Consider the following 23,058-nt stretch of genomic DNA (forward strand, 5'->3'; position numbering starts at 1 on the left):
GAGAAGAAATTCTCGTGCTTTTTTTGTTTATGAAAAAACTACTTTTCTTATTTTTATTTATTACATCAAGCGTCTGGGCTCAAACTTTATCAGACCAATCCAGGGTATCTCTTTTAACAATCTCACCAGGTGAAGAATTGTATTCAACTTTTGGACATAGTGCTATTAGAATTGTAGATCCTCAACTCGGAATCGATGTAAACTTCAATTATGGAACTTTTAACTTCAATGCACCAAATTTCTATATTAAATTTTTAAGAGGCCAATTACCTTATCAAATCTCTGCTCATGATTTTTATCTTGAGATGAATTATTGGGCAAACCAAGAAAATAGAGGCGTAAAAGAGCAAGGGCTAAATCTTACTTTAAGCCAAAAACAAAAGGTTTTCGATTTCCTTCAAAATAACCTTTTACCTGAAAACAGGGAATACAATTATAAATTTTTCACGGATAATTGCTCAACTAGACTCAGGGATGTATTCCAACAAGCTTGCGGCGATAGTTTAGTTTTTGACAAACAATTAAAGCCTGACAGTACTTTTAGACAGTGGATAGACAAGTATGCCATCAATAACAATAAACCTTGGGCTGACTTTGCTATGGATTTGGCAATAGGCGTTCCATCTGATAGAAAAACGGGCTGGAGCGATGCAATGTTTTTACCAGACAATTTGATGTTTGCTGCTAACAAAGCTAAAATTTTAAAAAATGGAGCGTATCAGCCTTTTGTTTTGGGTGAAAGAGATTTGAATTATATTAACCCTATTATTAAGGAAAAAACAGTCACTCCATTCGTGATTTTTAGCATTTTCTTTTTCATTATAGCTGGATATACATTTTGGCAGTTTCGCAAAAAAAGTAAATTCGTATTGTTTGACAAAGTTTTCTTTACCATTTTAGGTATTTCGGGTTGGATATTGTTTTTATTGTGGTTCTTCACAGATCATGGCGTTACTGAGAAAAACTTCAACTTAGTTTGGGCTTTCCCATTGTTATTTCCAATTGCTTTTTTTATAAAAAATCAAAAAATAGCAAAACCCTTATTTTTGTTTTATGGAATAATAAATATCCTTCTTTTGCTTTTATGGAAAGTAATTCCTCAGGAAATTTCCATCGCATTGATTCCCATAATTTTAACAATTCTAATACGTATAGCTTTCATTCTAAAAAATATTTATGGATTTAAATCTAATTCTTGAAAAAGTAAAAATCATAGCTCTTCAGGCAGGAGAATTTATTGAAAACGAAGCCTTTAAATTCAAGACCAACGCAATTGAATACAAAGATGTTAACAATGTTGTATCTTATGTAGATAAAGAAGCCGAAACTATGATAGTTGCGGGTCTTAGAAGCATTGATGAAAAAATTGGATTCATAACAGAAGAAGGGACGGCTGAAACCGACGACATAAATGGTTTAAATTGGATAATCGACCCTTTAGATGGCACGGCCAATTTTGTGCATGGATTACCTCATTATTCTGTAAGCTTAGCTTTGGCAGATGGAAAAGACGTTTTAGTTGGCGTAGTTTATAATATTTGTACCAAAGATATTTTCTGGGCTACAAAAAACGGCGGAGCTTTTAAAAATGGTCAGGCAATAAGTGTTTCAAATAATGAAACTTTTGGACAAAGTCTATTTGCAACGGGATTTCCATATTATAAATTCGAAGAAATGGAAAAATACATCCATATTCTCGAATCTTTGATGCAGAAAACACATGGATTGAGAAGGTTCGGCTCGGCTGCATTGGATTTGGCTTATGTAGCTGCCGGAATGTACGACGGCTTTTTCGAATATAATCTTAACTCATGGGATATGGCCGCAGGTGTACTTTTGGTGACCGAAGCAGGAGGGAAGGTAAGTGATTTTTCGGGAGGAGACAATTATCTTTTTGGAGGAGATATTATAGCAGGTGGACCTGTACAAACAGAACTTTTAAAAGAAATAAAACGTTTTTGGTATTAAATAAGCAATCAAACTATGGAAAATCTAAAATACCCAATTGGCAAATTTGACAATACGAAGGAATACCCTTACGAGTCTTTAAGTGAAGCTATAAATTACTTAGAAGATTTTCCAAAGATGCTTAGGGAATTGACCAGTGACCTTCCAGATGACATTTTAGATACACCTTATCGTCCAGATGGTTGGACCGCTCGCCAAGTTGTGCATCATGTGGCAGACTCGCACGCAAATATGTATATCCGAGTAAAATGTGCTTTAACAGAGGTAAATCCCACAATAAAAGGCTATTCTGAAAGCGATTGGGCTAAATTGCCAGATTCAAAATTGCCGATTGAGAGTTCTTTGAAAATAATAGAAGGTCTGCATGAAAGATTGGTTTTTCTTTTCAGAGACATGAAACAAGAAGATTTTGAAAAGACTTTCTACCACAATGGTTACCAAAGGACTTATATCCTTAGAAATGTGATTGCCTTATACAGATGGCATTCTGAACATCATTTAGAACACATAAAATTGGTATTGAACTAATGAAAATCTTATTAGAAAATATTTTTATTCTGATTGTATTTGGTTTAGCTATCAAATACCTCTTCAGTCTATTCTTTAAGAAAAAACCAACAGGAGAATGCGGAACTTGCTCAAGTGGCTCTTGCTCATCATGTCCTTCAGCTTCGGCTTTTTCTAAAGATAAGTAGCTTCTTCTATTAGCTCATCTGATGCTTTTTTGCCAAGATATTTGTCTATGGCATAGTGAATCAGATAAATTACTGGCGTCATCAAAATGGCTATAAAAAACTTGTAAACATAGTTTACAGAGCCTACAGCTATTATTTGGCTAAATTTCCAATTGCCGAAAAGATAAAAAGCAATAAAAATTACTACAAAGCTATCTATCATTTGCGAAACTACTGTTGAGCCTGTTGAACGTAGCCAAATGTGTTTGTTCGAAGTCATTTGACGAATTTTTCTAAATATTAAGGCATCCAACATTTGGCCCAAAAGAAAAGCAATCACACTTCCTATTATTATGCCCATGCCTTGGCGTAGAATTATCCCGAAAGCATTGTTGATATTTAGCGAATTGCCTTGTTTGTCTACACTATTTACATCTAACCAAAACTGGGCCGGAGGAAGCGAAGCTGCTCCATACAATAAGAAAAAGGTGTAAACGATTAATACAGTAGTAAGATAAGAGATGATTTTCACGCCTTTTACGCCAAAATATTCATTAATGATATCAGATATTATGAAAACAATGGGCCAATTCAAGACTCCTGCCGTCATATTGAAATCTAGTTTGTAGCCTAAAAGGTCTATTTGAGCAGGATTTAGACCTAAGGTGGCCTCTAAAGAGAATATTTTTGCTCCAATTATTTCGGCGACTATTGCATTGGTTATGAATATTCCACATAGAATTATGAAGAGTATTTGCTTTTTATTGGCTGTAAATGTCATTATAGGGTATAATTTTAAATTATATACTAAAGTTCAGGGTTAAATTGCTCAGTAAATTATAAACTTTGTGTGCCTTGCCAGGCAGGCTTACTTTTTTGCGGATCGCCGCACCGTTGAAAAAAAGTAACAAAAAAAACACTTTTTGAACCGCAGCGGCGGACCGCAATGATCCTCTGTGAAATTTTGGATTCACATTTTCCCAATTTATTAACCTAATCTGCCAAAAATTTCACAACGGACGGTTCAAAAAATATAAGGAACAATTAGTAATTATTTTGAAAAAGTCAAATGTTTATATTCAATATTTTAAGGATCATTTTTTTTATCATTTGATTAGTAGGATTTTACATTTTATCCAATACAATAGCTATAAATGGTAAGGATAAAAGAATCCATATAACAAACTTCCAACTCAAACTATCTTTCCATCTTTTAATTCAATAATCCTATCGGAACGCTCGGCTAGGGATGGATTATGTGTTACAATAACAAAAGAGCAACCGAAATTGTTTCTCAATTCAAAAAACAAAGAATGCAGTTCTTCAGCATTTTTAGTGTCTAGATTACCGCTTGGCTCGTCTGCAAAAACATATTTTGGCGAATTTATCAATGCTCTTGCTACTGCTACTCTCTGCTGCTCGCCACCCGACATTTCTGAGGGTAGGTGCTCAGCTCGATGGCTGATTTTTAATGCATCCAAAAGTATATCCGCTTTTTCTTCGGTTTCTTTTTTGCTCTTTTTTCCTACCCAGGCCGGCAAACAAATGTTTTCTTTGGCCGTGAGCTCAGCCATAAGATTATGAAATTGAAAAATAAATCCAATATTTTCGTTTCTTACTTTAGCTAAGGCCTTGTTGTCCAATTGGCTCAACTCTATTTTATCCAAAAAAATATGACCAGAATCTGCTTTATCCAATGTACCTAAAATGTGTAAAAGCGTGCTTTTGCCTGCACCCGATGCCCCAACTATCGAAACTATCTCCGAAGGCTGTATTTCGAGCGAAATGTCCTTTAAAACCTCTATTGAGCCATATTTCTTAAAAATATTCTTTCCTTCCAGCATATTGTTTTCTTTATTTCTTTGCGTATTTTTTATAAATAAATTTTTATAAAGTCTAATAATTTGCTAATTTGGCAAAAAATTAGAAAAGTTCAATTTTTATTTAATAAATTATGAATATTCACGAGTACCAAGGTAAAGAAATTTTATCAAAATACGGTGTAAGAATACAACAAGGAATTGTTGCTAACACTGTAGAAGAGGCCGTAGCTGGCTATCAGCAAATCGCTGAAAGGACAAATTCGAAGTTTGCTGTAGTAAAATCTCAGATACATGCAGGAGGTAGAGGAAAAGGAAAGATTGTAGGTACAGAACAAAGAGGTGTGCAATTGGCCAAGTCGGCAGATGATATTTCGACTATCGCTACCAATTTGCTTGGAAACACGCTTGTGACGATTCAAACTGGTCCTGAAGGTAAAGTAGTGAACAAAGTCTTGATTGCAGAAGACGTGTACTATCCTGGTGCTTCTGAGCCTAAAGAATACTATGTATCTATTTTGTTAGATAGAGGTAGAGCTTGCAACGTAATCATGGCCTCTACTGAAGGTGGAATGGACATTGAGGAAGTTGCAGAACATACACCAGAGAAAATCATTAAAGAGTGGATTGACCCACGTGTTGGTTTGCAAGGTTTTCAGGCTAGAAAAGTGGCTTATAAATTGGGTCTAACTGGTACTGCCAACAAGGAAATGGTGAATTTCTTGATATCGCTTTACAATGCCTACGAAGATACGGACTCATCGATGTTTGAAATCAACCCTGTGTTGAAAACTTCTGACGATAAAATATTGGCTGTAGATGCCAAAGTAAATTTAGATGATAACGCTCTTTTCAGACATAAAGACTTGGCTGCCCTTAGAGACAAAGCTGAGGAAGATCCTACAGAAGTTGAAGCTTCTGAAAGCGACCTAAACTATGTAAAATTAGACGGAAACGTAGGTTGCATGGTTAACGGAGCTGGACTAGCGATGGCTACGATGGACATCATCAAATTGTATGGTGGAGAACCCGCTAACTTCCTTGACGTAGGTGGTGGTGCAAACGCCGTAACGGTAGAAGCTGGATTTAGATTGATATTGAAAGACCCGAACGTAAAAGCAATCTTCGTGAATATTTTCGGAGGAATTGTACGTTGCGACAGGGTGGCTGCAGGTATAGTAGAAGCTTACAAATCGATTGGAGAAATACCAGTTCCGATTATCGTAAGACTACAAGGAACCAACGCCGAAGAAGGTTCAAAAATCATAAACGAATCAGGCCTAAAAGTATACTCTGCGGTATTGTTGAAAGATGCTGCTGAATTGATTACCAAGGTTTTGGCGTAAGGATTTTAAATTTCTAAATAGTAAAAAAGCAGCTGGAAGGCTGCTTTTTTTTGGAAGGTTCTCTGATTTTTTTAAGTACCAAGAGGTTTTTATTCATTTTAACAAATTGTATTTTGAAAATATTCAACTTATTACTTTTTATTTTTATTTATAACATTAATTCAATAGCTCAAAATAATATATCGTATTTCAAATTGGAGAATTCGAAAAATAACGAATATGATTATATTAAGATTGATAGTTTAATTTCTATAAAAGGTGTTACTTTCAAAGATCTTATAAGTCATTTTACTGGTATCCATAAGAATAGATTAGAAACCAAAAATATACCTGAAAACAAAAAATATGATATTGAATATTTTGGACCAAACGAGGGATCTTCAAAAGATTTCAACAATTTATTGAAAAAAGAAATTTTAGAAATACTAAATTATTCGGAGACTGAATATTTAAAAGATATCATTGGTTATGAAGTAACTTCAATTGATACTCTTTTTTTAATAAAGTCTTTTTTGGAACCAAATTCAAAAAGTATTGTAACCTATATATCTGATGAACATATTTTTGATATTCAACATTATACTATTCAGCGGCTATTTACATTATTGACGAATAAACAATTTCCTTTTGTCATATTTAGTAATTCTAAAATCGAAGGTTATTATGATTTCAAGATAAGGAATATTCCAAATGAAGGAACGTTTGCGGATTTAGAGAAACATGGAATAAAATTGACTAAAATACTGAAAAAAGTACCTCATTATTACTATCAAAAAAAATAGTAATCACTTTAAACCATTTTTAATCAATTGTAATTTAAAAAAATCACACCGCTATTTAAGAAATTTGCAGAACAACTTCGGAGCTAGATAAAGAGGATTTTCAATCCGAAAAATAAATTCTTTTGCTTTTCAAATTCTTTTTTCAGAACTTGGTTTGCAGATTTGGTAAGCGACAATTAGGCAGAGCAGTTTCTATGTTTTTTAGTTCTTAGAATATATTATAACGGGTAACTTTTTATCGGTGTTGGTGTTCAATTTTGCTTTGTCTTTAATAAAGGAGCATATAAAGACTTTATTTTAAAAAAATAAATCTAAAATTACTCTAAAACCATCATAATGCTGGTGGTAGGAAAATAAAAAAATAATAATTATGGATATTTACCATAGAATATGGTTAGAATTATCACAAGCTAAGAAAAATGAAATTTTTGCTTCACTTTTAGCTATGCGACAAAGGAAATATCTAAATTGGTTTAATATTTTTATTATAGCCACTTCAACCACAGGTGCTATGAGTTGGAAAGTTTGGGATATTGCACCAGTTATAGCATCTGCAATAATAGCAATTTCTTCTTTATTGAAGCAAATGCAAAACAATATAATTTTTGATGAAGATAAAATCTCAAAATTAATTGCTATACAAAACTTTTATTCTGAATATTATAATAAACTTGAAAGATTATTTTATAATTATTACAATAATAAAATTACAGAATTTGAATCTGCTGAAAAGTTTTATGAAATAAAAGATTCGGAATCTGAAATAAATCAAACTGTGAATGAAACTATTATAGAACATCCGAAAAAAATCACGGAGCAATCTGAAAGGGAAATGCAAAATTATCTAACAAATCTTTTTAACTCTTAATAAAAATATGGCTAAAAATAATCCAAACTCAAACCCACCACCTAAACCAATTCCTTTAAAAGAGAGCGATCGAGGTAATCAAAGAAGTAATAATATGCCAAGAGCTACTCCACCACCTATTCCACCAAAAAAGAATTAATTTTTCTCAGCTTTCGAGATTTTCAGTAGGACAATCCAGAAGCAAGATAAAAAGGATTTCTACTCCGAAAAATAAATTCTTTTGCTTTTAAATATCTTTTTTAAGAAATTGTAATTCAAATTAGGTGAGTGACTTTTAGGCACAGAAGTTTATAGGTTTTTTAGTCCTTAGCCCTCAATATACCGGGAAGTTTTTTTACAGTATTGGCACTAATTTCTTTTATCTCCAACACAAAGTGTTTTTTAAATAATTGGTAATAAGTTAATTAAAAAAAATCACTAAATTGCTATCATTTTGTTGGTTGAAGGAATCATAAACAAAAAATGAAAACTTATTTTTTTGAACTAATCCCAAAATTACAAAGATTTTCTCAAAAACTTGACTACCTGACTAAGTTGACGAATCAGCATTGAGTTGTTGTAGACACGGCTTCAAGTTTTAAGATTGTATATATATTCAGGTCAGGGAATGAATTACTCATTTCTCAAAATGGAAGGGTAGAAAAAGCTAAATGGGAATATTTAGGAAATAATTCTTTGCTTATTGATAAAAATGAAGGGAGTTATCTATTTAAACATGGTTTTCTTGATGAGAATGTTTTAGCGTTAAAAATTGATAGTAAAGAAGAATACGCTTTTTTAGTCAATGAAAATAAATATGACGGAGAGTTGTGTTCACTTGATAAAATTGCCGATTTTTTAACTAAAAGATATTTAGACCCAAATGCCCAAAACATTTTAAAAGATACTATTGGCATTTCAATTGACAATCAAACACAAATTGAAAGTTCATACAACATACGGTGGCTTAACACCGATAAAGGAAAACTTGAAATTAGAACCAAACATAGTGCAGGATATGCTTCTGGAGACTTTGTATATCTCAACGGAGAAATAGCTCAAGATGGGAAATATGTTGAGGGTTGGCCAGCATGGTTGAATTATGTTACTGTAAAGGACGGAAAATTAAAATAGATAATTTATGTTATACTACCAAAATTGTATTACAGCTTTTAATTCAGAGGCATATTCGAAGGGTAAAATTCGCTGGATTTTAGTTTTTCAAATTCACATTAATCGGGGCACTCGGTATAAAAAGCGTCCAAAGTTCATAAATTTCAATGAAAGCAAGTAAGTACCTATTAATCAATTAATTAAATCAAAATCTACTCCAAAAGCAAATTGCTTGCGGCCATAGGAAATTTTTAAACATTAAAATATGAAGACACTTATTAAGTTATTGCTTCTCACAATTTCAATTTCACTTTCAAGTTGTGGTAACGGAGATTCTCAAAAGACAGAAAGTACAATTGAAAAACCTATTTTAGAAGTAAAAACAGTTTTAAATATGTCCGTTTCTGAGCTTGAAAATGTCCTTGGCAAAATTACTAAAAAAGAAAAAGTAAAAGGTTATCCTTGTGAAAATGCAAATTGTGAAAGAGTTTTTTTTGAGAAAGAGAAATATGAAATAATATTCAAAGAAGGAAAAATTGATAGAATTACTATAAATGATACTCAGAATTTATCAACTGATGAAAATGCAATTACAAAATTAGGATTACCAAAGACAACTCCATCCTTTATGAATTCAGGAACGGTTGTTAGATATTCCTCAATAGAAGGAATCCATGAAATTAATTTTAACACTAATTTTATTTACATCATAGTTAATTCAACAAAATGAATCGAATATATATTTTCGTATTTATCCTCCATTTTTCATGTTCTTCAAATCCAACACAATCAAATAATGATTCTGTTTCAGAATCTAATGATAAACATTCAAAACTAATCTCCAAAAAAGAGTTTAAAAATTGGCCTTTTACAGTAGAAAGTGGTATTCTCCGGTGTGAAAGCGGTATTTATATAACCTTTGAGGCAAATGGCAAAATTTACGGAGTAAACGGAGCTGAGGGAACAAATAATAAAGTCAATGATATAGAAGAAATTTGGGCAATTGATGAAAAACAAAAAAAAGAGCTTATGGATGTAGGAGTAGCTGAGAAAAACGCAACGACTCGAATTAATATTGGTGAAGTTTTAGATTTTGGGCAAACATTATGTAAGTAATGAAAATAAAAAACAAGTATTATATCCTCAGGAGAGAAATTCAAAGCGAAGTCTTAAGGCGTTGATTCCTTTAATTTTTAAGGAAATTATCAAATTTTCGTCTCTTCACCATATTCCACAGAACAATGTCGAAGCTAGATGAATAGGATTTTCAATACGTCCTATCCCTAAATTCCAATAAAAACAAATTATATTTGTTAAAACCTAACCTTTCGTTTTTTAAAAGCAATGGAAAATCATCCTCACGAAAAAAGCAATTGGATTCAAGAATTATCAAATCAAAGTTGGAACCTCGAACTGGTGGTTTCGGGAGCTGCTATTTTCTCTACCTCTTTTCTACCCGAACTCACCGATAGTGCCATAGCGAGCTATTATCAAAACTACCAGATAAGCAGTGACTTATATAGCCAGGTATTACCCACGCTTGCGTATAGTTTCGGAAAGGCCTCTGCGTATTTATTGATATCTTCTTTTATAGTACATTTTATTTTTCGTGCTTTTTGGATTGCATTGGTGGGTCTAAGAGCGGCATTCCCTCAAGGAATCAACTTCGACAACCTTCCGAACACCACCAAAGAAATGGCAGAAATGTACAAAGAGAAGTTTGACTCCTTAGATGGTTTTATTGTGCGGTTAGACAAGCTCTGTAGTCAGATTTTCTCTATAGCTTTCGTGTTGGTTTTGTTTAGTATCATGATGGCCTTGCTTTACATTTTGGGTTTTGTGGCCACAATTGGTTTTAAAACCTATCTACCGTCGCTTTACGAAATAACAAAGCCTGTATTTTTAGGACTATTAGGGGTACTTTGGCTGTTTTCTATGCTAATTATGGCGGCTGGTTACACAGAAAAATATAGGGAGCATCCCATCATCAGAAAACTATATAAAGCTACTGTCGAAAAAAGCACATTTCTGTATATGGGCATGTATAAGCCCATTCAATATATCAATTTTACGTTTGGCTCCAATATGCCTCACAAAAAATACTTCAAGTCCGTGATGGTCATTGGTTTTATTTTCTTTACCCTCTCTATTGGCATTTATACAACCAAATTATTCGAGCACGCTGGAATTTCTATGATGGAATCTCGGAATTTCTTTTCCTCCGGATCGCCTGAGTACCAAATAAATTCGAGTTTTTATGATAACCAGCGAGCCGAAAATGATGAAATGCCTGAAGCAAGTATCCAATCTGATGTCATCCAAGAGCCTTTTCTGAAGCTTTTTATCAATTATTCTAAAGTTCTGGATGAAGATTTATCCAAAATATGCAAAGAGCCTGTGCTAGCCGATAGTCTTAAAAACTCACAAAAAAGACCAATAAAAGACAAGGCAAGGCTGGAATGCTTGGGAGAATACTTTCAAATTTCTCTTAACGACTCTACGATGAATTCCAACGAGTTTTTCTTTGAAAAAACTGATCGAGCCAAAGGTATAAAAATCTATCTAAATACCGAAAAATGCAAGATTGGCCGCAACACGCTCTACATAAAAACACTAGAGATTGATAGTTTACCCAAAAAAGTTTGGGGTGATTATGTGGCTATACCTTTTTGGTATTTCGACAAGAAATGAAGGATTAGTGAATAATGATAGTTTTACCATTTTCCGAATTACTATGATTGCTTATCTAGTGATTGTTTCTATCCAATTTCTAATCAATATTTAACATTTTTAAAACTCTAAGTATAAAGAATATACCAAATTTCACATTCTTAAAGCCTGAAAACACTACACTGTTTAATTTTATTCTAACTATCCTCAAACTCAACCATAGAGTAAAAACCACCATCCATAGATAGAATAAGTGTAATTGTAGAATACTGATTATCAATCACTAAACCTTTGGACAATCCATAGGTCAAAGAACCAAATAATCAATTAAAAACAATTACATCATGAAAAATTTAGCGAAATCATTTATTATTATTTTAGGATTAGGTTTAATCAGTTTTCAGTCAAACGCCACCGAAAAACAAAATCTTTCTGAGCAAAACAGCGTAACCAACGAAAACCCTTGGGAAGTTTTTAAAGAAACCATCTACAACTACAAAACTTCGAATGTAAAGTTTCTTTACACAAATGTTGCCGATCAAGAGGCATTTTTAGAAGCTGCAGACACAATGAAACAAAAAATTTCAGAAAGAGCTGACGAACACGCTAAACAAAAATTAAACAGGATAGAGCAAACCATAACCATGTTTAAATTCCTTTGGGAAGTTAAAGACGATATCCAAAACCAAGCAGAAAACTTTGAGATAATTGAAGCTCCGGAAGTACAATAATAAACTTTAAGAAGAAAACTGGCAGATATCAAATTTGTCGGTTTTTTTATTTTTAAGAATCCATACTTAAAACACTATTGGCTTAAACTGAATATCAACTCTTCGGTTTCTAGCTCTGCCTTCCCAAGTGTTGTTGTCATAAAGAGGATCATCGAAGGCGAAGTCTTTGTATCTGATTTTTTCTTGTGGGATATCCATCTTTTTTAATAAATCTATTGCCGACTGGCTTCTCATTCTGCTGAGATATTCATTAAACTCTCGGCCACCGACAGGATCCGTATGACTCATAATGTTTATCTCGTAATATTCCAGATTTTTGATACTTTTGACCAAGTCTTCCAATTGTTGGGCTTGATTTTTATCTACGTAATAGCTCCCTCCACCAAAATAAATGCTTTTAACAATTTCTTTCATTTCTTGGGAGAAAGAACTGCCCCAGGAAAAACACAAAATAGCTAAAAGAGTTTTCATGATTTTATTGGATTAAAAGGTCAGATAGAATAACAACCCAAAAATATCAGATTTGTTTGATTTACAGAATATTATCTACAAATATTATAATTCAAATTCTTCCAAAACTTGCCATTTTTCTCCTTCTTCTTGCTCAATTAAGCTGATTTTATTGAAAAGTATTTGGCTTGGAAATTTTACAGCTTCTATCTCATGAAATATTACATCTGTACATTCAGAGTTTCGAGGATGCATTAAAGTAATATGAGGCTCGTGATTTCTTGGATTTGGTGTAATACCTGCTAAAATCTTTCTTCTTAAACCATGAAATTCTTTGTTTTTACCTATGGAAGGTAATAAAACTCCGTTATTTTCAGAAAACCTTTTTACCAATCCAAAATTTATAAAAAATGGTTTTTGATACAAGTTTTTTAAATTCAAGCTAATCTTTTCAAAGTCTAATATCTCATCTTCTCTGCATAATGTCACATGGGACTTTATAAGTTCGTATTGCAGTGGATTATATTTTTGCCTTATGATTTCTATTTCACTAGCGTTTTTGTCAGATACAAATAAGGTCAGTTGCCTTCTTTTCATAATTGGGTTTAAAAAAATAAAAAACTTTAAAAATCTTACTAAAACAGTATAATGTGTGTAAAAAAAATTGAAGCTTTTATTTAACAATTTCTTCTTTTAATAATTCAGCATGCGACCTGCTTATTCTATGGCCAGCTTCGGGTATAAATATAAATGTTTTTGTGGAATCCGAAGGCAATTTCTTTTTAGCATATTCAAAATTTTCAGTTGTCACCACCCAATCTTTCCCTCCATACATAACCACGGTAGGTATTGTTATTTTTCCCCAAATATCCTCCATTGCCCGTAGTTCTTTCACATGGTCGTATTTTTCATCGGTGGCGGTGACAAATCTATTGGGAATAAACCAACGTAAAACTGGCCATTTCCCATATTTTGTAAACTTAAAGAATTTTTCATTGTCAGGGTCTATGGCTGGAGCCATCATTATCAACTTTGCATATTTTTCAGGATTTTTTGCTACCATATAGGCTCCAATAGGTGCACCATAGCTTCTAGTTACAATTATTGGTTTTTTGTCAGACAAGTTTAGTTCAAAAGTTTTTTCTAAAAGTTGGGCTTGCTTTTCTATAGAGACTTTTTTATGCTTTTTCTTGTAATATGAAAATCCATAGCCCGGTCTATCTGGTGCCAATAAATGATATTTGGAATGATAAAATGTGTCGTCTAATTGTTTTCGGTATCCTTCCCATCTACCAGGTGCACCATGAATAAACAATATAGGTTGTAAAGTATCTAAACCAAAAGTGGCCGTAAATAACTTATAATCAAGCCCTTTTTGAACTTTGTAATTAGGCTTAAAACCTAAAGTGTCATAGTGTTGCTTTATCTCTTTCTCAGTTACAATGTATTTTTTAAAACAAGAACTAAGAAAAAAAGAGAAGGCTATTAAAATAAGGAATTTAAACTTCATATTTATCCAATCATTATTAATAAAAACAGTCTATTTCTATTAAAGTTTAAAAACAAGAAAAATATGCAAGCCTAATTCAAATAAAAAATTACTGGCATCCGACAAAAATATATTTTATAAACAAATCGGTCTTGAATGGCCATTCAAGATACTTTTATTATCTTGGGTGAAAAGACCCCCTATATACTTTTGTGTCGGCTGCCGCCTGGGGACTAGCCGTCCGCCCTTATTTTTTTTCAAAAAAAACGAATCGGAGTGGCGTACCACCAAAAAAACAGCACGGCTGCGGCCGACCGTCCACAAACTCACGCACTCAAAATTCTCTTAATCAGTAATTTATGTTAGTAATTTTTTCGAAAGAGAATTTTGATTGCGTTCAAACAGTGCTGGCTGATATAATGAACCACATTTATTTATTTTTACTCGGATACTAGTATTAAAAAATTAGAAAAACAGAAATGATAACGTTTATAAATCCAACCTTTTGATAGCATCTACAGCATAATTTACGGCACGAGCTGTTAAAGCCATAAAAGTCAAGGATGGATTCTGATTTCCGATAGAGGTCATCGCAGCACCGTCTGTTACGAAAACATTTTGACAGCTATGTATTTGATTCCATTCGTTCAATATGGATGTTTTGGGGTCTTTTCCCATTCTGGCACCGCCCATTTCGTGTATATCCAAACCGGGGTTTTGATGACTATCAAACATATTGATATTTGTACAGCCAGCTATATTCAGCATTTCTTCTGCTGTAGCCATAAAGTCTTTGGTCATTTTCCAATCATTCTCATCATAATCTACATTTATGGCCAATTGAGGTATTCCCCAAGCGTCTTCTTTATCTGAAAGCCTCACAAAATTACTCTCTTTAGGTATAGATTCCCCTTGCATCTGGATATATATGCCCCATTCTCCTGGTTTTGTCTTATCAGATTTGAACTCAGCTCCGAATTCCTCATTTGAAGGTATCCCTTGCGACCTAGCCGCAGAAAAAGCCACCATATAGCCCCTTTGATAGTCCATTTCTTGTTTGTGCAAGTTTCTAAAGTTGGGCATAAAAGCTGAAGTTGGCCTTCTTCCAAAATAATATTGATCTTCAAAACCCTCATATTTGGCAGAACCCTGCCCACGATATTGATGAAATGCTATATATTTTCCAAGTACACCAGAATCATTACCCAATCCATCAGGAAATCTCGAAGATTTAGAATTTAGCAAAATCAAATTGCTATTTAAACATGCCGCATTAAGGAAAATTACCTTGGCATAAAATTCAAACTCTTCTTTGGTATTTGTATCAATTACTTTTACTCCTTTGGCTTTTTGCGTTTTTTCATCGTAAATAATGGAATGAACGACAGAAAAAGGCCTCATCGTTAAATTTCCTGTTTTTGCCGCCCAAGGCAAAGTGGAAGAATTTGAGGAAAAATATGCACCATAAGGACATCCTCTATAGCATAAATGCCTAGCCTGACATTGTCCTCGACCTTGTTCTAGATGTTGTTTCGTAGGTTCAGTAAGGTGTGCACAGCGGCCAATAATTACTTTTCGATCTTTAAAGTATGACTCGATTCGCCCTTTAACGTGTTTTTCAACACAGTTTAGTTCCCAAGGAGGCAGGAATTCCCCATCTGGAAGTGTGTCAATACCGTCTTTATTTCCGCTTATTCCTACAAATCGCTCCACATGACTGTACCAAGGAGCAATATCTTTGTACCGAATAGGCCAATCTACAGCAAAACCGTCTCTAGCTGGCCCATCAAACTCAGCATCTGACCAACGCTGTGTTTGTCGAGCCCAAATCAATGATTTTCCGCCGACTTGGTATCCACGAATCCAGTCAAAGGGCTTTTCTTGGACGTATGGATGTTCGTTGTCTTTTACAAAAAAATGTTGGGTGGCTTCCTCATAAGCATAGCATTTATTGACAATTGGATTTTCCATCTTATCCAACAAAGTTTCTCGTCCTCGGTGTTGAAAATCCCAAGGATTGGCCATCGCGGTAGGGTAGTCTTCGATGTGTTTTACATCACGGCCTCTTTCTAGAACCAAGGTTTTTAAGCCTTTTTCACAAAGTTCTTTGGCAGCCCAACCACCCGAAATACCCGAGCCGACAACAATTGCATCGTAGGTATTATTTTCCTTAGCATCAATATTAAAATTCGCCATATTTTGTTAGGTATTTTTCTTCCATTTCCCGCATCAATTTAACATCTGCTGGTTTTTTATCCAAATATCCACATAAATGCAACAAACCATGGGCCATAACTCTACAAAGCTCTGTTTCAAATTCGACCTGAAATTTTCCAGAATTCTCAGCCACTCGGTCTACACTTATAAAAATATCTCCCTCGATTTCAGTCTCTTTTTCAGAATTATCAAAAGTGATAATATCAGTATACGTATCGTGATTGAGGTATTCAATATTCATTTTCAGCAGTTCCTCATCTGATAAAAATACGTAATTCAGCTCTTTTAGTTTAAAACCCTGTTCCTTAGCTAAGTCTTTTAACCAATCCTTTTTCTTTCTAATGTCCGAAATTTTAAATTTTTCTACTTCTATATTAAAACTGATCATATATATCTATTAAAAAACAACAAATAAATAATTCCTGTAAAATTTCCCGTTAAAAACCCGAACAAAACTTCATTAATTGAATGTCTTGAGAGCTTGAGCCTTGACCATGCATTTAAAAAACCAAAGAAAAATAAACCAATGGCTATTTCCGCATTTAAAGGATAAAATATAAATGCAAATAGAAAGGTAAAGCTAGTATGTAAGGAAACTTTAATTTTTTGATTTATTAAAAAACACAAAATGATGTGGAATAAAAATGCAGAAACGAGCAACTTGCCTTTAAGACCTAAATCCAAGACCCAAAATAAAATACTTAATATCGAAAAAACGAAAATCAACAATTTATAAACCCCATTTCGTTTTTCTTGATCCGAAACATCGTAATTGCCAAACTTTTTGTTTCTTACATTGATAAAAACGTAAATACTTACTGGTAAGGCAACTGCCATTATAAAAAGCAAGGGAAAATACTTCTGATTTTCGGGTACATTACCCGAAAAATTGAGATATATCCCAAAAAATATGGCTATCGACAAGGGATTTCCTATGGCTGAAACTAACTTAGCAAAGGTATTCAATAAGAAAGGAGGTTATTCTAATCCAAAAATATGCATATTTTTGCAATTGAAATAAAAAATAGAGCAATTAATGAAAATAGCCGCAATAGATATAGGTTCCAATGCTGCCCGCATGCAAATCTCCTCTGTACTGAATGATGAAGGCAGAATTTCGTTCAAAAAAGTGGAATATGTAAGGTTTGCTTTGCGTCTTGGTCATGATGTTTTTACTTCTGGAAGAATAGAAAACGAAAGTGAAGCAAGAATAAAAAAATTGCTTTTGGTTTATAAATTATTGATGGAATTACACCAAGTAGATGCCTATTTAATATGTGCTACTTCTGCCCTTAGAGAAGCAGAAAATGGCCTAAATATTTGCGAAAGAGTTAAGTTAGAACTTGGAATGGACATTCATCTAATTTCGGGTGAAAAGGAAGCCGAAATGATCAACAACGTGATTGTTAATGAATTAGAAGATAATCAAGTATATTTACACATTGATGTTGGCGGTGGAAGTACAGAGCTAAACCTTTACAATGGAAAAATAAAAGAAACATCACAGTCTTTCAAAATTGGTTCTGTGAGACTTATGGAAGGAAAAGTAGCAAAAGACATCTGGAAAAAAATGAACACTTGGATCCAAGATAATGTGCATAACAGAAAAGATGTGATAGCTATAGGAACTGGAGGCAATATTTCGAAATTGTTTGAGTTTGTAGAAAAAGATGAAAAAGGTATGGCGACTTTAGAACAACTTGATGTAGCATTAAAATACCTGAGCAAGTTTACGATTGAAGAAAAAATAAATAAACTGAAAATGAATCCAGATAGGGCAGATGTAATAGAATATGCTTCAGAAATTTATTTTTCAGCTATGAAATGGGCCAGATCTACCAAAATGTTTGTGCCTGATTTAGGATTAAAAGACGGAATAATGCTAGAAGTATATCAAAATTTATGATGCGAAAATTTACAGTATTTCTTCTATTAAATTTATTATCTGTCTCAGGTAAATCACTTTATGCACAAGACTTTTTTAAGTTTTCGGGTAACATAAAGAATTTCGATGAGGATGCTATTTCCTTTACTCTTTATAAAAACTGGGTAGAAGAACCTACAGATTTACAGTTGAAATTAGATAAAAAAGGAAATTTTGTTGTAGAGTTTCCATTAGAAGAAATAGCCTATTGCGACATAAATATTGGTGATGAAGGTTTTTATTTATGGAAAATAGAACCGAAAGACAACATAATTTTGAATGCTGATTTTAATGCATTCCAAGAAACATTTAAAATATCTGGCGAAGGCTCAGAAAAATGGCTTTATCTTTTAGCCCAAAAAAAAGCATTTGAAACTGACAAAGACTGGGACTTTGAACTTGAAAACCTCAAAAAAGTAAGTAAAAAAGGGTATTTCGACCTAACAAACTATCTTATTACAGAACAAATCAATCTGCTCAACAAATACAAACAAAATCTCTCAGAGGATTTTTATTCCTTACAAAGAGCAGATATTTATGGCAAATACAGTGCTTTGGAGTTAAGTTTCTTGAATTTTCACCATATTTTTAACGAAGAAGAATTCAAACGTTTTTCATTGAAAACCTTCAACGGTAAAACACAGAGCAAATCCTATGATTTTGGCCATTTTGTGGAAGCTTTAATTGAAAATCATAATGTGATTGGAAAGAAATATGACCAATCCATAATGCTAGAATATGAATCTATTATGGCCTACTTTTCTCCACTGGACCTTGTTGACAAACAATTGATAGAAAGAATTTTAGCGAATAAAATATCCTTGTATTTGGACAATTTTGGAGCTACTGAAGAAACAAAACTTTTGGTAGGTTCTTTTAAAAATTTCTCGAAAAACAAAATTTATATAAATGTATTGCTGGATAAATTAAGCAAACTTCAAAATCTCAGAGAAGGCAAGGAAGCAAAGCAATTTATCTTGCCTGACGAAAAAGGCAATCTTGTTGCATTGAAAGACTTTAAAGGGAAAAACCTTGTTTTGGGTTTTTATGCCACTTGGTGCGGTCCATGCATAGAAGACATGCAAAGTATGCGGATAGTTGACAATTATTTTAAAAATGAAAACGACCTTATTTTTGTTTTTATAAATCTAGATAATCCAAGCGAATTTGCTAGGTTTTTAAAAGAAGAACCGCATTTCGGTACACATCTTTCAGGTTTTGGGAATAAAGACCTAAAAAGCAATTATTTAACAGAAATTTTACCTAACTATTTCTTGATTGATAAAACTGGCACAATTATTTCAGAGAGATTAGATGAACCTTCTACAGACGAAGGTAGATCTCTGATTAATCATATTGAAAGCTTGCTTTATAAAAAATGAAAAAATTAGTTTATCCCTTCATTTTAGCCTTCCTCTTTTTTTCTTGTAAAAAGAATAGTATTCCTAAAACTTCGAATGTAAATAAAGTTCTAGTAGAAAAATGTTACGTTTATGTTGGAACTCCCTACCAATTTGGCGGAGCTTCAAAGTCTGGAATGGATTGCTCAGGTTTGATTTTTACGGCATTTAAAGAAGTTGGGAAGGACATTCCAAGGGTATCGTACAAGCAAGCTGAATATTTTGAAGAAATAAAAAAAGATGACATAAATGTTGGTGATTTGATCTATTTCAAGGTCAAAAGTAGCCGAATAAACCATACTGGTATTATTTCACGAATTGAAAATAAGGACGAAATCTATTTTTTGCATGCTTCAACTTCTTTGGGAGTTAGAGAAGATAATTTGCTTTCTAAGTATTGGATGCCTAAATTTGTAAAGGCCACTAGACCAAGCATCTGATTTTTTCGTTATTATTTTAAAATTGTCCGAAATATGCTTAAAAGCATCACTTTAGGTTGTATTTTATTACTTTTTACTTCAAGTCTTTTCGGACAAACACAATATTTCGGGCAAAATAAACCACGAAATAAAACCAATAAATTCAAAGTTCTTCAAAGTACACATTTTCAGCTTTACAATTATTTAGAAAAACCTGAAGTAGCTACAGAATTCTTAAAAAATAGCGAAAACTGGTATAAACTGCATCAAGAGGTATTCAAATTGGCATTTATTAAACCAAATCCAATATTGCTTTACAATACCCATCCCGATTTTCAAGAAACAACGAGCATTGGAGGCGAAATAGGAGAAGGAACAGGTGGTGTAACTGAAGGCCTAAGAACTCGAGTAGTTATGCCGCTAATGTTTACAAAAAGGCAGACAGATCATGTTTTAGGCCATGAATTAGTCCATGCCTTCCAATACCAAACCATGAACTATGGAAGCGACTCCACTACATTGGCCAATATTCAGAACCTTCCCTTGTTTATGGTAGAAGGACTCGCAGAATATATGTCTTTAGGCAGAAAAGACCCGCATACAGCTATGTGGATGCGTGATGCAGTACTGAACAATGATATTCCGAGCATAAAAGACATGGTTACCAAACAATATAAATACTTTCCTTATCGCTGGGGTCAGATGTTTTGGGCTTATGTAACTGCTCAATATGGGGATGATATTATTCGTCCGCTATTCAAAGAAACCGCTATTTATGGAATAGAAAATGCTTTTATTAGAGCATTTAAAATGGATACAGACGCATTTTCTGAAAAATTCAAAAAAGACTTGGTTCAATATTACACAGCCCAAAAGGCAGGAAAGGAAATAGAAATCAGAGGGAATCTTTTGGGAAATACAAAAAAAGGTGATGATATGAATATTTCGCCTGCTTTAAGTCCTGATGGAAAGTATGTAGCCTATATTTCCTCAAAAAATGTCATTTCTTTGGATATATATATTGCAGATGTTGAAACAGGTAAAACTATCAGGAAAATTGAGAGCGGAACTCTTGGAGCACATGTGGATTCATATAGTTTTATAGAAACATCAGGTACTTGGTCGCATGACAGTAGGAAATTCGCAATTGTTATTCAGACCAAAGGCAAAAATAAACTATTGGTAATTGACGTCATAAACGGAGAAAAAAAGGAATTTTCTCCAAAAAACATAGAGGCATTTACAAACCCAGCATGGTCTCCAGATGGCAATAAAATCGTGATTTCGGGAATAAATCAAGGCCAAACTGATTTATATCTTTTTGATATTAAATCACAAGAAGTAATTAATATTACAAATGATGAGTATTCTGATATTCAGCCTTGTTGGTCTCCAGATGCTAAGAAAATATACTTTGTAAGTGACAGAGGTGGAAAAGGCATTAGACTTGAAAAAGAAAATTTTCAGATTTCGGAATTAAATTTAGAAACAGGTAAAACCAAAACAATCAGTCTGTTTGAGAATACTGACAATATGAATCCTCAAATGAGCCCCGATGGATTTGGTTTGTATTTCATTTCTTCTCCAAATGGATTTAAAGATCTTTATAAGTACAATATTTCTTCTGGAAAAATCACTAAACTAAGCAATTATTTCACTGGCATAAGCGGAATTACGATGTATTCGCCAGCGTTTTCTGTTGCAAGTCAAACAGGAGAAATTGCCTACAATTACTTCAATAAGGGAGATTATAATATTGTAATAGCAAATGAGACTCATTTTTTAAACCAAGAAGTTTCTAAAAATCCTGAAGCTGATGCTGGTATATTGGCACCAGGAAAAATCATGATTGGAATGGATATCGTCCAACAAAACCTTGATAAAACCTGGATGCATCCAAGTGCTGAAAAGGTTAAAACAGAGAATCAATCTTTCAAACCCAACTTTAAGTTGGAATATTTGGCAAATTCAGGCATGGGCTTGAGCAGTAGCAGATTCGGCACTGGTATGGGAGGCGGAATAACAGCCCTTTTTAGTGATATGTTGAATAACAACCAGCTAATGGGCACAATTGCATTAAATGGCGGGCTACAAAACTTTGGAGGTCAGGCGTTTTATTTAAATCAAAAACACCCTATTCAATTCGGCGTTTCGGTTTCGCATATTCCCTACAGCTTTGTTGGTCAAACAGATATTTACCCAAAGGATACTTTGGGTAGAAGAAACAATCTTGATTATTATAATGGTGAAATTGTACAAAAAGTGGTCAATTTGTATGTTGACCAGTTTTCAACTTTTGTATTTAAGCCTTTTAGCAAGAGTACCAGAATGGAACTTGGTTTTTCACAGAATTGGTATTACTATGGGGTAAATGGCTATCCTTCTTCAGGAGAATTTGGACTAAGTTCTGATGGAAATGTTTATGATTATAATGTAGCAGAATATGGAAAACAAATAAAGCTAAAAGCCAAAGATTTAGGATTGAAAGGTTTTAATCTAACACAAATTTATGCTGCATTGGTAGGGGATAAGACCACTTTTGGCACTGTCGCACCATTAAATGGTTACAGGTATAGACTAGAAATGGCAAAATATATAGGTAGCACGAGTTATAATTCGATTTTGGCTGATTTTAGAAAATATAAATATCTAAAACCAATTACCATTGCGGGGAGGTTTTTGTATGAAGGTAGGCTAAATCCTAAAAACCTTGAATTATTAAACCAAATAAATCCACTTTATATGGGATATCCATGGTACATGCACGGTTTTTATGGAAGGGCTTTAACAAAGCAGATAGGATACATTACCCAAGCAAATCTACAAGGGGAACAAATGGCCGTGGCGAATTTTGAAATACGCTTACCTTTTACAGGACCCAAAAAACTAGCTTTGATTCCATTGGAGTTTATCCCGTCTGATCTTAATTTCTTCTTTGATGGTGGTTTGGTGTGGTCAAAACAGCGAAAAATAGGCGAATCTTACAATTTTGAGTCATTTGGGTCAAATGCCATCAATTTCAAAACTTCTCCTATTTATACAACAGGAATGAGTTTGAGAATAAATGTTTTAGGATATTTGATAGTAGAGCCTTATGTTGCTTTGCCAATATATAATGGGCAAAAGCAATCTGTTATATCTGGTTTTAATTTTATGATTGCAGGTTGGTAAATCCTTTGAAATGTAAATTTGTCCGTCTATATTTGCA

The 23,058-nt window shown here is 33.4% G+C and carries 24 protein-coding genes; 16 read left to right on the forward strand and 8 right to left on the reverse strand.

The window, feature by feature from the left end; all coding sequences use genetic code 11:
• The first annotated feature begins 29 nt into the window (after nucleotides 1-29).
• From EGI22_RS18660 to EGI22_RS18675, 4 genes are read left to right on the forward strand one after another with little or no spacing between them, the layout of a single operon-like run.
• Complete coding sequence (locus EGI22_RS18660) at nucleotides 30-1,199, forward strand: DUF4105 domain-containing protein (protein WP_255069960.1); 1,170 nt, start codon at nucleotides 30-32, stop codon at nucleotides 1,197-1,199.
• On the forward strand, nucleotides 1,177-1,968 hold the full coding sequence (locus tag EGI22_RS18665; protein ID WP_255069961.1) for an inositol monophosphatase family protein: 792 nt from the start codon (nucleotides 1,177-1,179) through the stop codon (nucleotides 1,966-1,968). Before EGI22_RS18660 ends, EGI22_RS18665 begins: the two co-directional genes overlap by 23 nt.
• Before the next feature lie 15 nt (nucleotides 1,969-1,983).
• Nucleotides 1,984-2,496, forward strand: coding sequence for a YfiT family bacillithiol transferase (locus EGI22_RS18670; RefSeq protein ID WP_255069963.1), 513 nt, complete (start codon nucleotides 1,984-1,986; stop codon nucleotides 2,494-2,496).
• Nucleotides 2,496-2,663, forward strand: a complete 168-nt coding sequence (locus EGI22_RS18675; protein WP_255069964.1) for a hypothetical protein — start codon at nucleotides 2,496-2,498, stop codon at nucleotides 2,661-2,663. Before EGI22_RS18670 ends, EGI22_RS18675 begins: the two co-directional genes overlap by 1 nt.
• Here EGI22_RS18675 and EGI22_RS18680 read toward each other — a convergent pair.
• Both EGI22_RS18680 and EGI22_RS18685 read right to left on the reverse strand, forming a co-directional pair.
• Nucleotides 2,650-3,423 (reverse strand): queuosine precursor transporter, encoded by a 774-nt coding sequence (locus EGI22_RS18680; protein ID WP_255069965.1) that lies wholly within the window; start codon nucleotides 3,421-3,423, stop codon nucleotides 2,650-2,652. The two genes, EGI22_RS18675 and EGI22_RS18680, sit on opposite strands and share 14 nt — an antisense overlap.
• A 412-nt stretch (nucleotides 3,424-3,835) precedes the next feature.
• The gene (locus EGI22_RS18685; protein WP_255069966.1) at nucleotides 3,836-4,486 is read right to left on the reverse strand and encodes an ABC transporter ATP-binding protein; all 651 of its coding nucleotides are present in this window, start codon (nucleotides 4,484-4,486) and stop codon (nucleotides 3,836-3,838) included.
• 110 nt (nucleotides 4,487-4,596) lie between these two features.
• Here EGI22_RS18685 and sucC point away from each other — a divergent pair, with 110 nt between their 5' ends.
• The 8 genes from sucC to EGI22_RS18725 all read left to right on the forward strand — a co-directional run bounded on the left by sucC (nucleotide 4,597) and on the right by EGI22_RS18725 (nucleotide 11,951).
• Entirely contained in the window at nucleotides 4,597-5,808 is a 1,212-nt protein-coding gene (gene sucC, locus EGI22_RS18690; protein WP_255069967.1) for an ADP-forming succinate--CoA ligase subunit beta, read from the forward strand.
• Nucleotides 5,809-6,002: 194 nt separating this feature from the next.
• Nucleotides 6,003-6,590: a hypothetical protein gene (locus EGI22_RS18695; protein ID WP_255069968.1), complete on the forward strand. Its 588-nt coding sequence runs from the start codon at nucleotides 6,003-6,005 to the stop codon at nucleotides 6,588-6,590.
• A gap of 370 nt (nucleotides 6,591-6,960) precedes the next feature.
• Nucleotides 6,961-7,458: a hypothetical protein gene (locus tag EGI22_RS18700; protein ID WP_255069969.1), complete on the forward strand. Its 498-nt coding sequence runs from the start codon at nucleotides 6,961-6,963 to the stop codon at nucleotides 7,456-7,458.
• 675 nt (nucleotides 7,459-8,133) lie between these two features.
• On the forward strand, nucleotides 8,134-8,571 hold the full coding sequence (locus EGI22_RS18705; protein ID WP_255069970.1) for a hypothetical protein: 438 nt from the start codon (nucleotides 8,134-8,136) through the stop codon (nucleotides 8,569-8,571).
• A 244-nt stretch (nucleotides 8,572-8,815) separates the two neighbouring features.
• Nucleotides 8,816-9,280, forward strand: coding sequence for a hypothetical protein (locus EGI22_RS18710; RefSeq protein WP_255069971.1), 465 nt, complete (start codon nucleotides 8,816-8,818; stop codon nucleotides 9,278-9,280).
• A complete protein-coding gene (locus tag EGI22_RS18715; protein WP_255069972.1) occupies nucleotides 9,277-9,666 on the forward strand; it encodes a YebY family protein in 390 nt (129 codons plus the stop codon). The genes EGI22_RS18710 and EGI22_RS18715 overlap by 4 nt, the downstream gene beginning before the upstream one ends.
• Nucleotides 9,667-9,894: 228 nt before the next feature.
• A complete protein-coding gene (locus tag EGI22_RS18720; protein ID WP_255069973.1) occupies nucleotides 9,895-11,241 on the forward strand; it encodes a hypothetical protein in 1,347 nt (448 codons plus the stop codon).
• Nucleotides 11,242-11,564: 323 nt separating this feature from the next.
• A complete protein-coding gene (locus EGI22_RS18725) occupies nucleotides 11,565-11,951 on the forward strand; it encodes a hypothetical protein (RefSeq protein WP_255069974.1) in 387 nt (128 codons plus the stop codon).
• A 66-nt stretch (nucleotides 11,952-12,017) separates the two neighbouring features.
• On the opposite strand, the gene EGI22_RS18730 is transcribed toward EGI22_RS18725, so the two are convergent.
• The 6 genes from EGI22_RS18730 to EGI22_RS18755 form a co-directional block, all read right to left on the reverse strand.
• On the reverse strand, nucleotides 12,018-12,422 hold the full coding sequence (locus tag EGI22_RS18730; RefSeq protein WP_255069975.1) for an OmpA family protein: 405 nt from the start codon (nucleotides 12,420-12,422) through the stop codon (nucleotides 12,018-12,020).
• Between the two features lie 84 nt (nucleotides 12,423-12,506).
• On the reverse strand, nucleotides 12,507-12,998 hold the full coding sequence (locus EGI22_RS18735; RefSeq protein ID WP_255069977.1) for a 2'-5' RNA ligase family protein: 492 nt from the start codon (nucleotides 12,996-12,998) through the stop codon (nucleotides 12,507-12,509).
• 76 nt (nucleotides 12,999-13,074) lie between these two features.
• Complete coding sequence (locus EGI22_RS18740) at nucleotides 13,075-13,911, reverse strand: alpha/beta fold hydrolase (RefSeq protein ID WP_255069978.1); 837 nt, start codon at nucleotides 13,909-13,911, stop codon at nucleotides 13,075-13,077.
• A 468-nt stretch (nucleotides 13,912-14,379) separates the two neighbouring features.
• Nucleotides 14,380-16,086 (reverse strand): GMC oxidoreductase, encoded by a 1,707-nt coding sequence (locus tag EGI22_RS18745; RefSeq protein ID WP_255069979.1) that lies wholly within the window; start codon nucleotides 16,084-16,086, stop codon nucleotides 14,380-14,382.
• The gene (gene ybeY, locus EGI22_RS18750) at nucleotides 16,073-16,495 is read right to left on the reverse strand and encodes an rRNA maturation RNase YbeY (RefSeq protein WP_255069980.1); all 423 of its coding nucleotides are present in this window, start codon (nucleotides 16,493-16,495) and stop codon (nucleotides 16,073-16,075) included. Before ybeY ends, EGI22_RS18745 begins: the two co-directional genes overlap by 14 nt.
• Complete coding sequence (locus EGI22_RS18755; protein WP_255069981.1) at nucleotides 16,492-17,073, reverse strand: hypothetical protein; 582 nt, start codon at nucleotides 17,071-17,073, stop codon at nucleotides 16,492-16,494. The genes ybeY and EGI22_RS18755 overlap by 4 nt, the downstream gene beginning before the upstream one ends.
• A gap of 70 nt (nucleotides 17,074-17,143) precedes the next feature.
• On the opposite strand from EGI22_RS18755, the gene EGI22_RS18760 reads away from it, so the two are divergent.
• The 4 genes from EGI22_RS18760 to EGI22_RS18775 are packed head-to-tail and all read left to right on the forward strand — an operon-like array spanning nucleotide 17,144 to nucleotide 23,021.
• Nucleotides 17,144-18,013: a Ppx/GppA phosphatase family protein gene (locus EGI22_RS18760; RefSeq protein ID WP_255069982.1), complete on the forward strand. Its 870-nt coding sequence runs from the start codon at nucleotides 17,144-17,146 to the stop codon at nucleotides 18,011-18,013.
• Complete coding sequence (locus EGI22_RS18765; protein ID WP_255069983.1) at nucleotides 18,010-19,413, forward strand: TlpA disulfide reductase family protein; 1,404 nt, start codon at nucleotides 18,010-18,012, stop codon at nucleotides 19,411-19,413. Before EGI22_RS18760 ends, EGI22_RS18765 begins: the two co-directional genes overlap by 4 nt.
• Entirely contained in the window at nucleotides 19,410-19,871 is a 462-nt protein-coding gene (locus EGI22_RS18770; RefSeq protein WP_255069984.1) for a C40 family peptidase, read from the forward strand. Before EGI22_RS18765 ends, EGI22_RS18770 begins: the two co-directional genes overlap by 4 nt.
• A 33-nt stretch (nucleotides 19,872-19,904) precedes the next feature.
• Nucleotides 19,905-23,021, forward strand: coding sequence for a hypothetical protein (locus EGI22_RS18775; RefSeq protein WP_255069985.1), 3,117 nt, complete (start codon nucleotides 19,905-19,907; stop codon nucleotides 23,019-23,021).
• The last annotated feature ends 37 nt before the right edge of the window (nucleotides 23,022-23,058 follow it).

It is taken from the genome of Lacihabitans sp. LS3-19, from assembly GCF_024343575.1.
Taxonomy (GTDB): Bacteria; Bacteroidota; Bacteroidia; order Cytophagales; family Spirosomataceae; genus Leadbetterella.

Excerpts from the sequence above, each read along its gene's own strand:
- EGI22_RS18675 (WP_255069964.1), top strand. The coding sequence starts at position 2,496 with ATGAAAATCTTATTAGAAAATATTTTTATTCTGATTGTATTTGGTTTA.
- EGI22_RS18700 (WP_255069969.1), top strand. The coding sequence starts at position 6,961 with ATGGATATTTACCATAGAATATGGTTAGAATTATCACAAGCTAAGAAA.
- EGI22_RS18725 (WP_255069974.1), top strand. The coding sequence starts at position 11,565 with ATGAAAAATTTAGCGAAATCATTTATTATTATTTTAGGATTAGGTTTA.
- EGI22_RS18660 (WP_255069960.1), top strand. The coding sequence starts at position 30 with ATGAAAAAACTACTTTTCTTATTTTTATTTATTACATCAAGCGTCTGG.
- EGI22_RS18745 (WP_255069979.1), bottom strand. The coding sequence starts at position 16,086 with ATGGCGAATTTTAATATTGATGCTAAGGAAAATAATACCTACGATGCA.
- EGI22_RS18775 (WP_255069985.1), top strand. The coding sequence starts at position 19,905 with ATGCTTAAAAGCATCACTTTAGGTTGTATTTTATTACTTTTTACTTCA.
- ybeY (WP_255069980.1), bottom strand. The coding sequence starts at position 16,495 with ATGATCAGTTTTAATATAGAAGTAGAAAAATTTAAAATTTCGGACATT.
- EGI22_RS18685 (WP_255069966.1), bottom strand. The coding sequence starts at position 4,486 with ATGCTGGAAGGAAAGAATATTTTTAAGAAATATGGCTCAATAGAGGTT.
- sucC (WP_255069967.1), top strand. The coding sequence starts at position 4,597 with ATGAATATTCACGAGTACCAAGGTAAAGAAATTTTATCAAAATACGGT.
- EGI22_RS18710 (WP_255069971.1), top strand. The coding sequence starts at position 8,816 with ATGAAGACACTTATTAAGTTATTGCTTCTCACAATTTCAATTTCACTT.
- EGI22_RS18720 (WP_255069973.1), top strand. The coding sequence starts at position 9,895 with ATGGAAAATCATCCTCACGAAAAAAGCAATTGGATTCAAGAATTATCA.
- EGI22_RS18740 (WP_255069978.1), bottom strand. The coding sequence starts at position 13,911 with ATGAAGTTTAAATTCCTTATTTTAATAGCCTTCTCTTTTTTTCTTAGT.
- EGI22_RS18730 (WP_255069975.1), bottom strand. The coding sequence starts at position 12,422 with ATGAAAACTCTTTTAGCTATTTTGTGTTTTTCCTGGGGCAGTTCTTTC.
- EGI22_RS18770 (WP_255069984.1), top strand. The coding sequence starts at position 19,410 with ATGAAAAAATTAGTTTATCCCTTCATTTTAGCCTTCCTCTTTTTTTCT.
- EGI22_RS18665 (WP_255069961.1), top strand. The coding sequence starts at position 1,177 with ATGGATTTAAATCTAATTCTTGAAAAAGTAAAAATCATAGCTCTTCAG.
- EGI22_RS18765 (WP_255069983.1), top strand. The coding sequence starts at position 18,010 with ATGATGCGAAAATTTACAGTATTTCTTCTATTAAATTTATTATCTGTC.
- EGI22_RS18760 (WP_255069982.1), top strand. The coding sequence starts at position 17,144 with ATGAAAATAGCCGCAATAGATATAGGTTCCAATGCTGCCCGCATGCAA.
- EGI22_RS18735 (WP_255069977.1), bottom strand. The coding sequence starts at position 12,998 with ATGAAAAGAAGGCAACTGACCTTATTTGTATCTGACAAAAACGCTAGT.
- EGI22_RS18680 (WP_255069965.1), bottom strand. The coding sequence starts at position 3,423 with ATGACATTTACAGCCAATAAAAAGCAAATACTCTTCATAATTCTATGT.
- EGI22_RS18715 (WP_255069972.1), top strand. The coding sequence starts at position 9,277 with ATGAATCGAATATATATTTTCGTATTTATCCTCCATTTTTCATGTTCT.
- EGI22_RS18670 (WP_255069963.1), top strand. The coding sequence starts at position 1,984 with ATGGAAAATCTAAAATACCCAATTGGCAAATTTGACAATACGAAGGAA.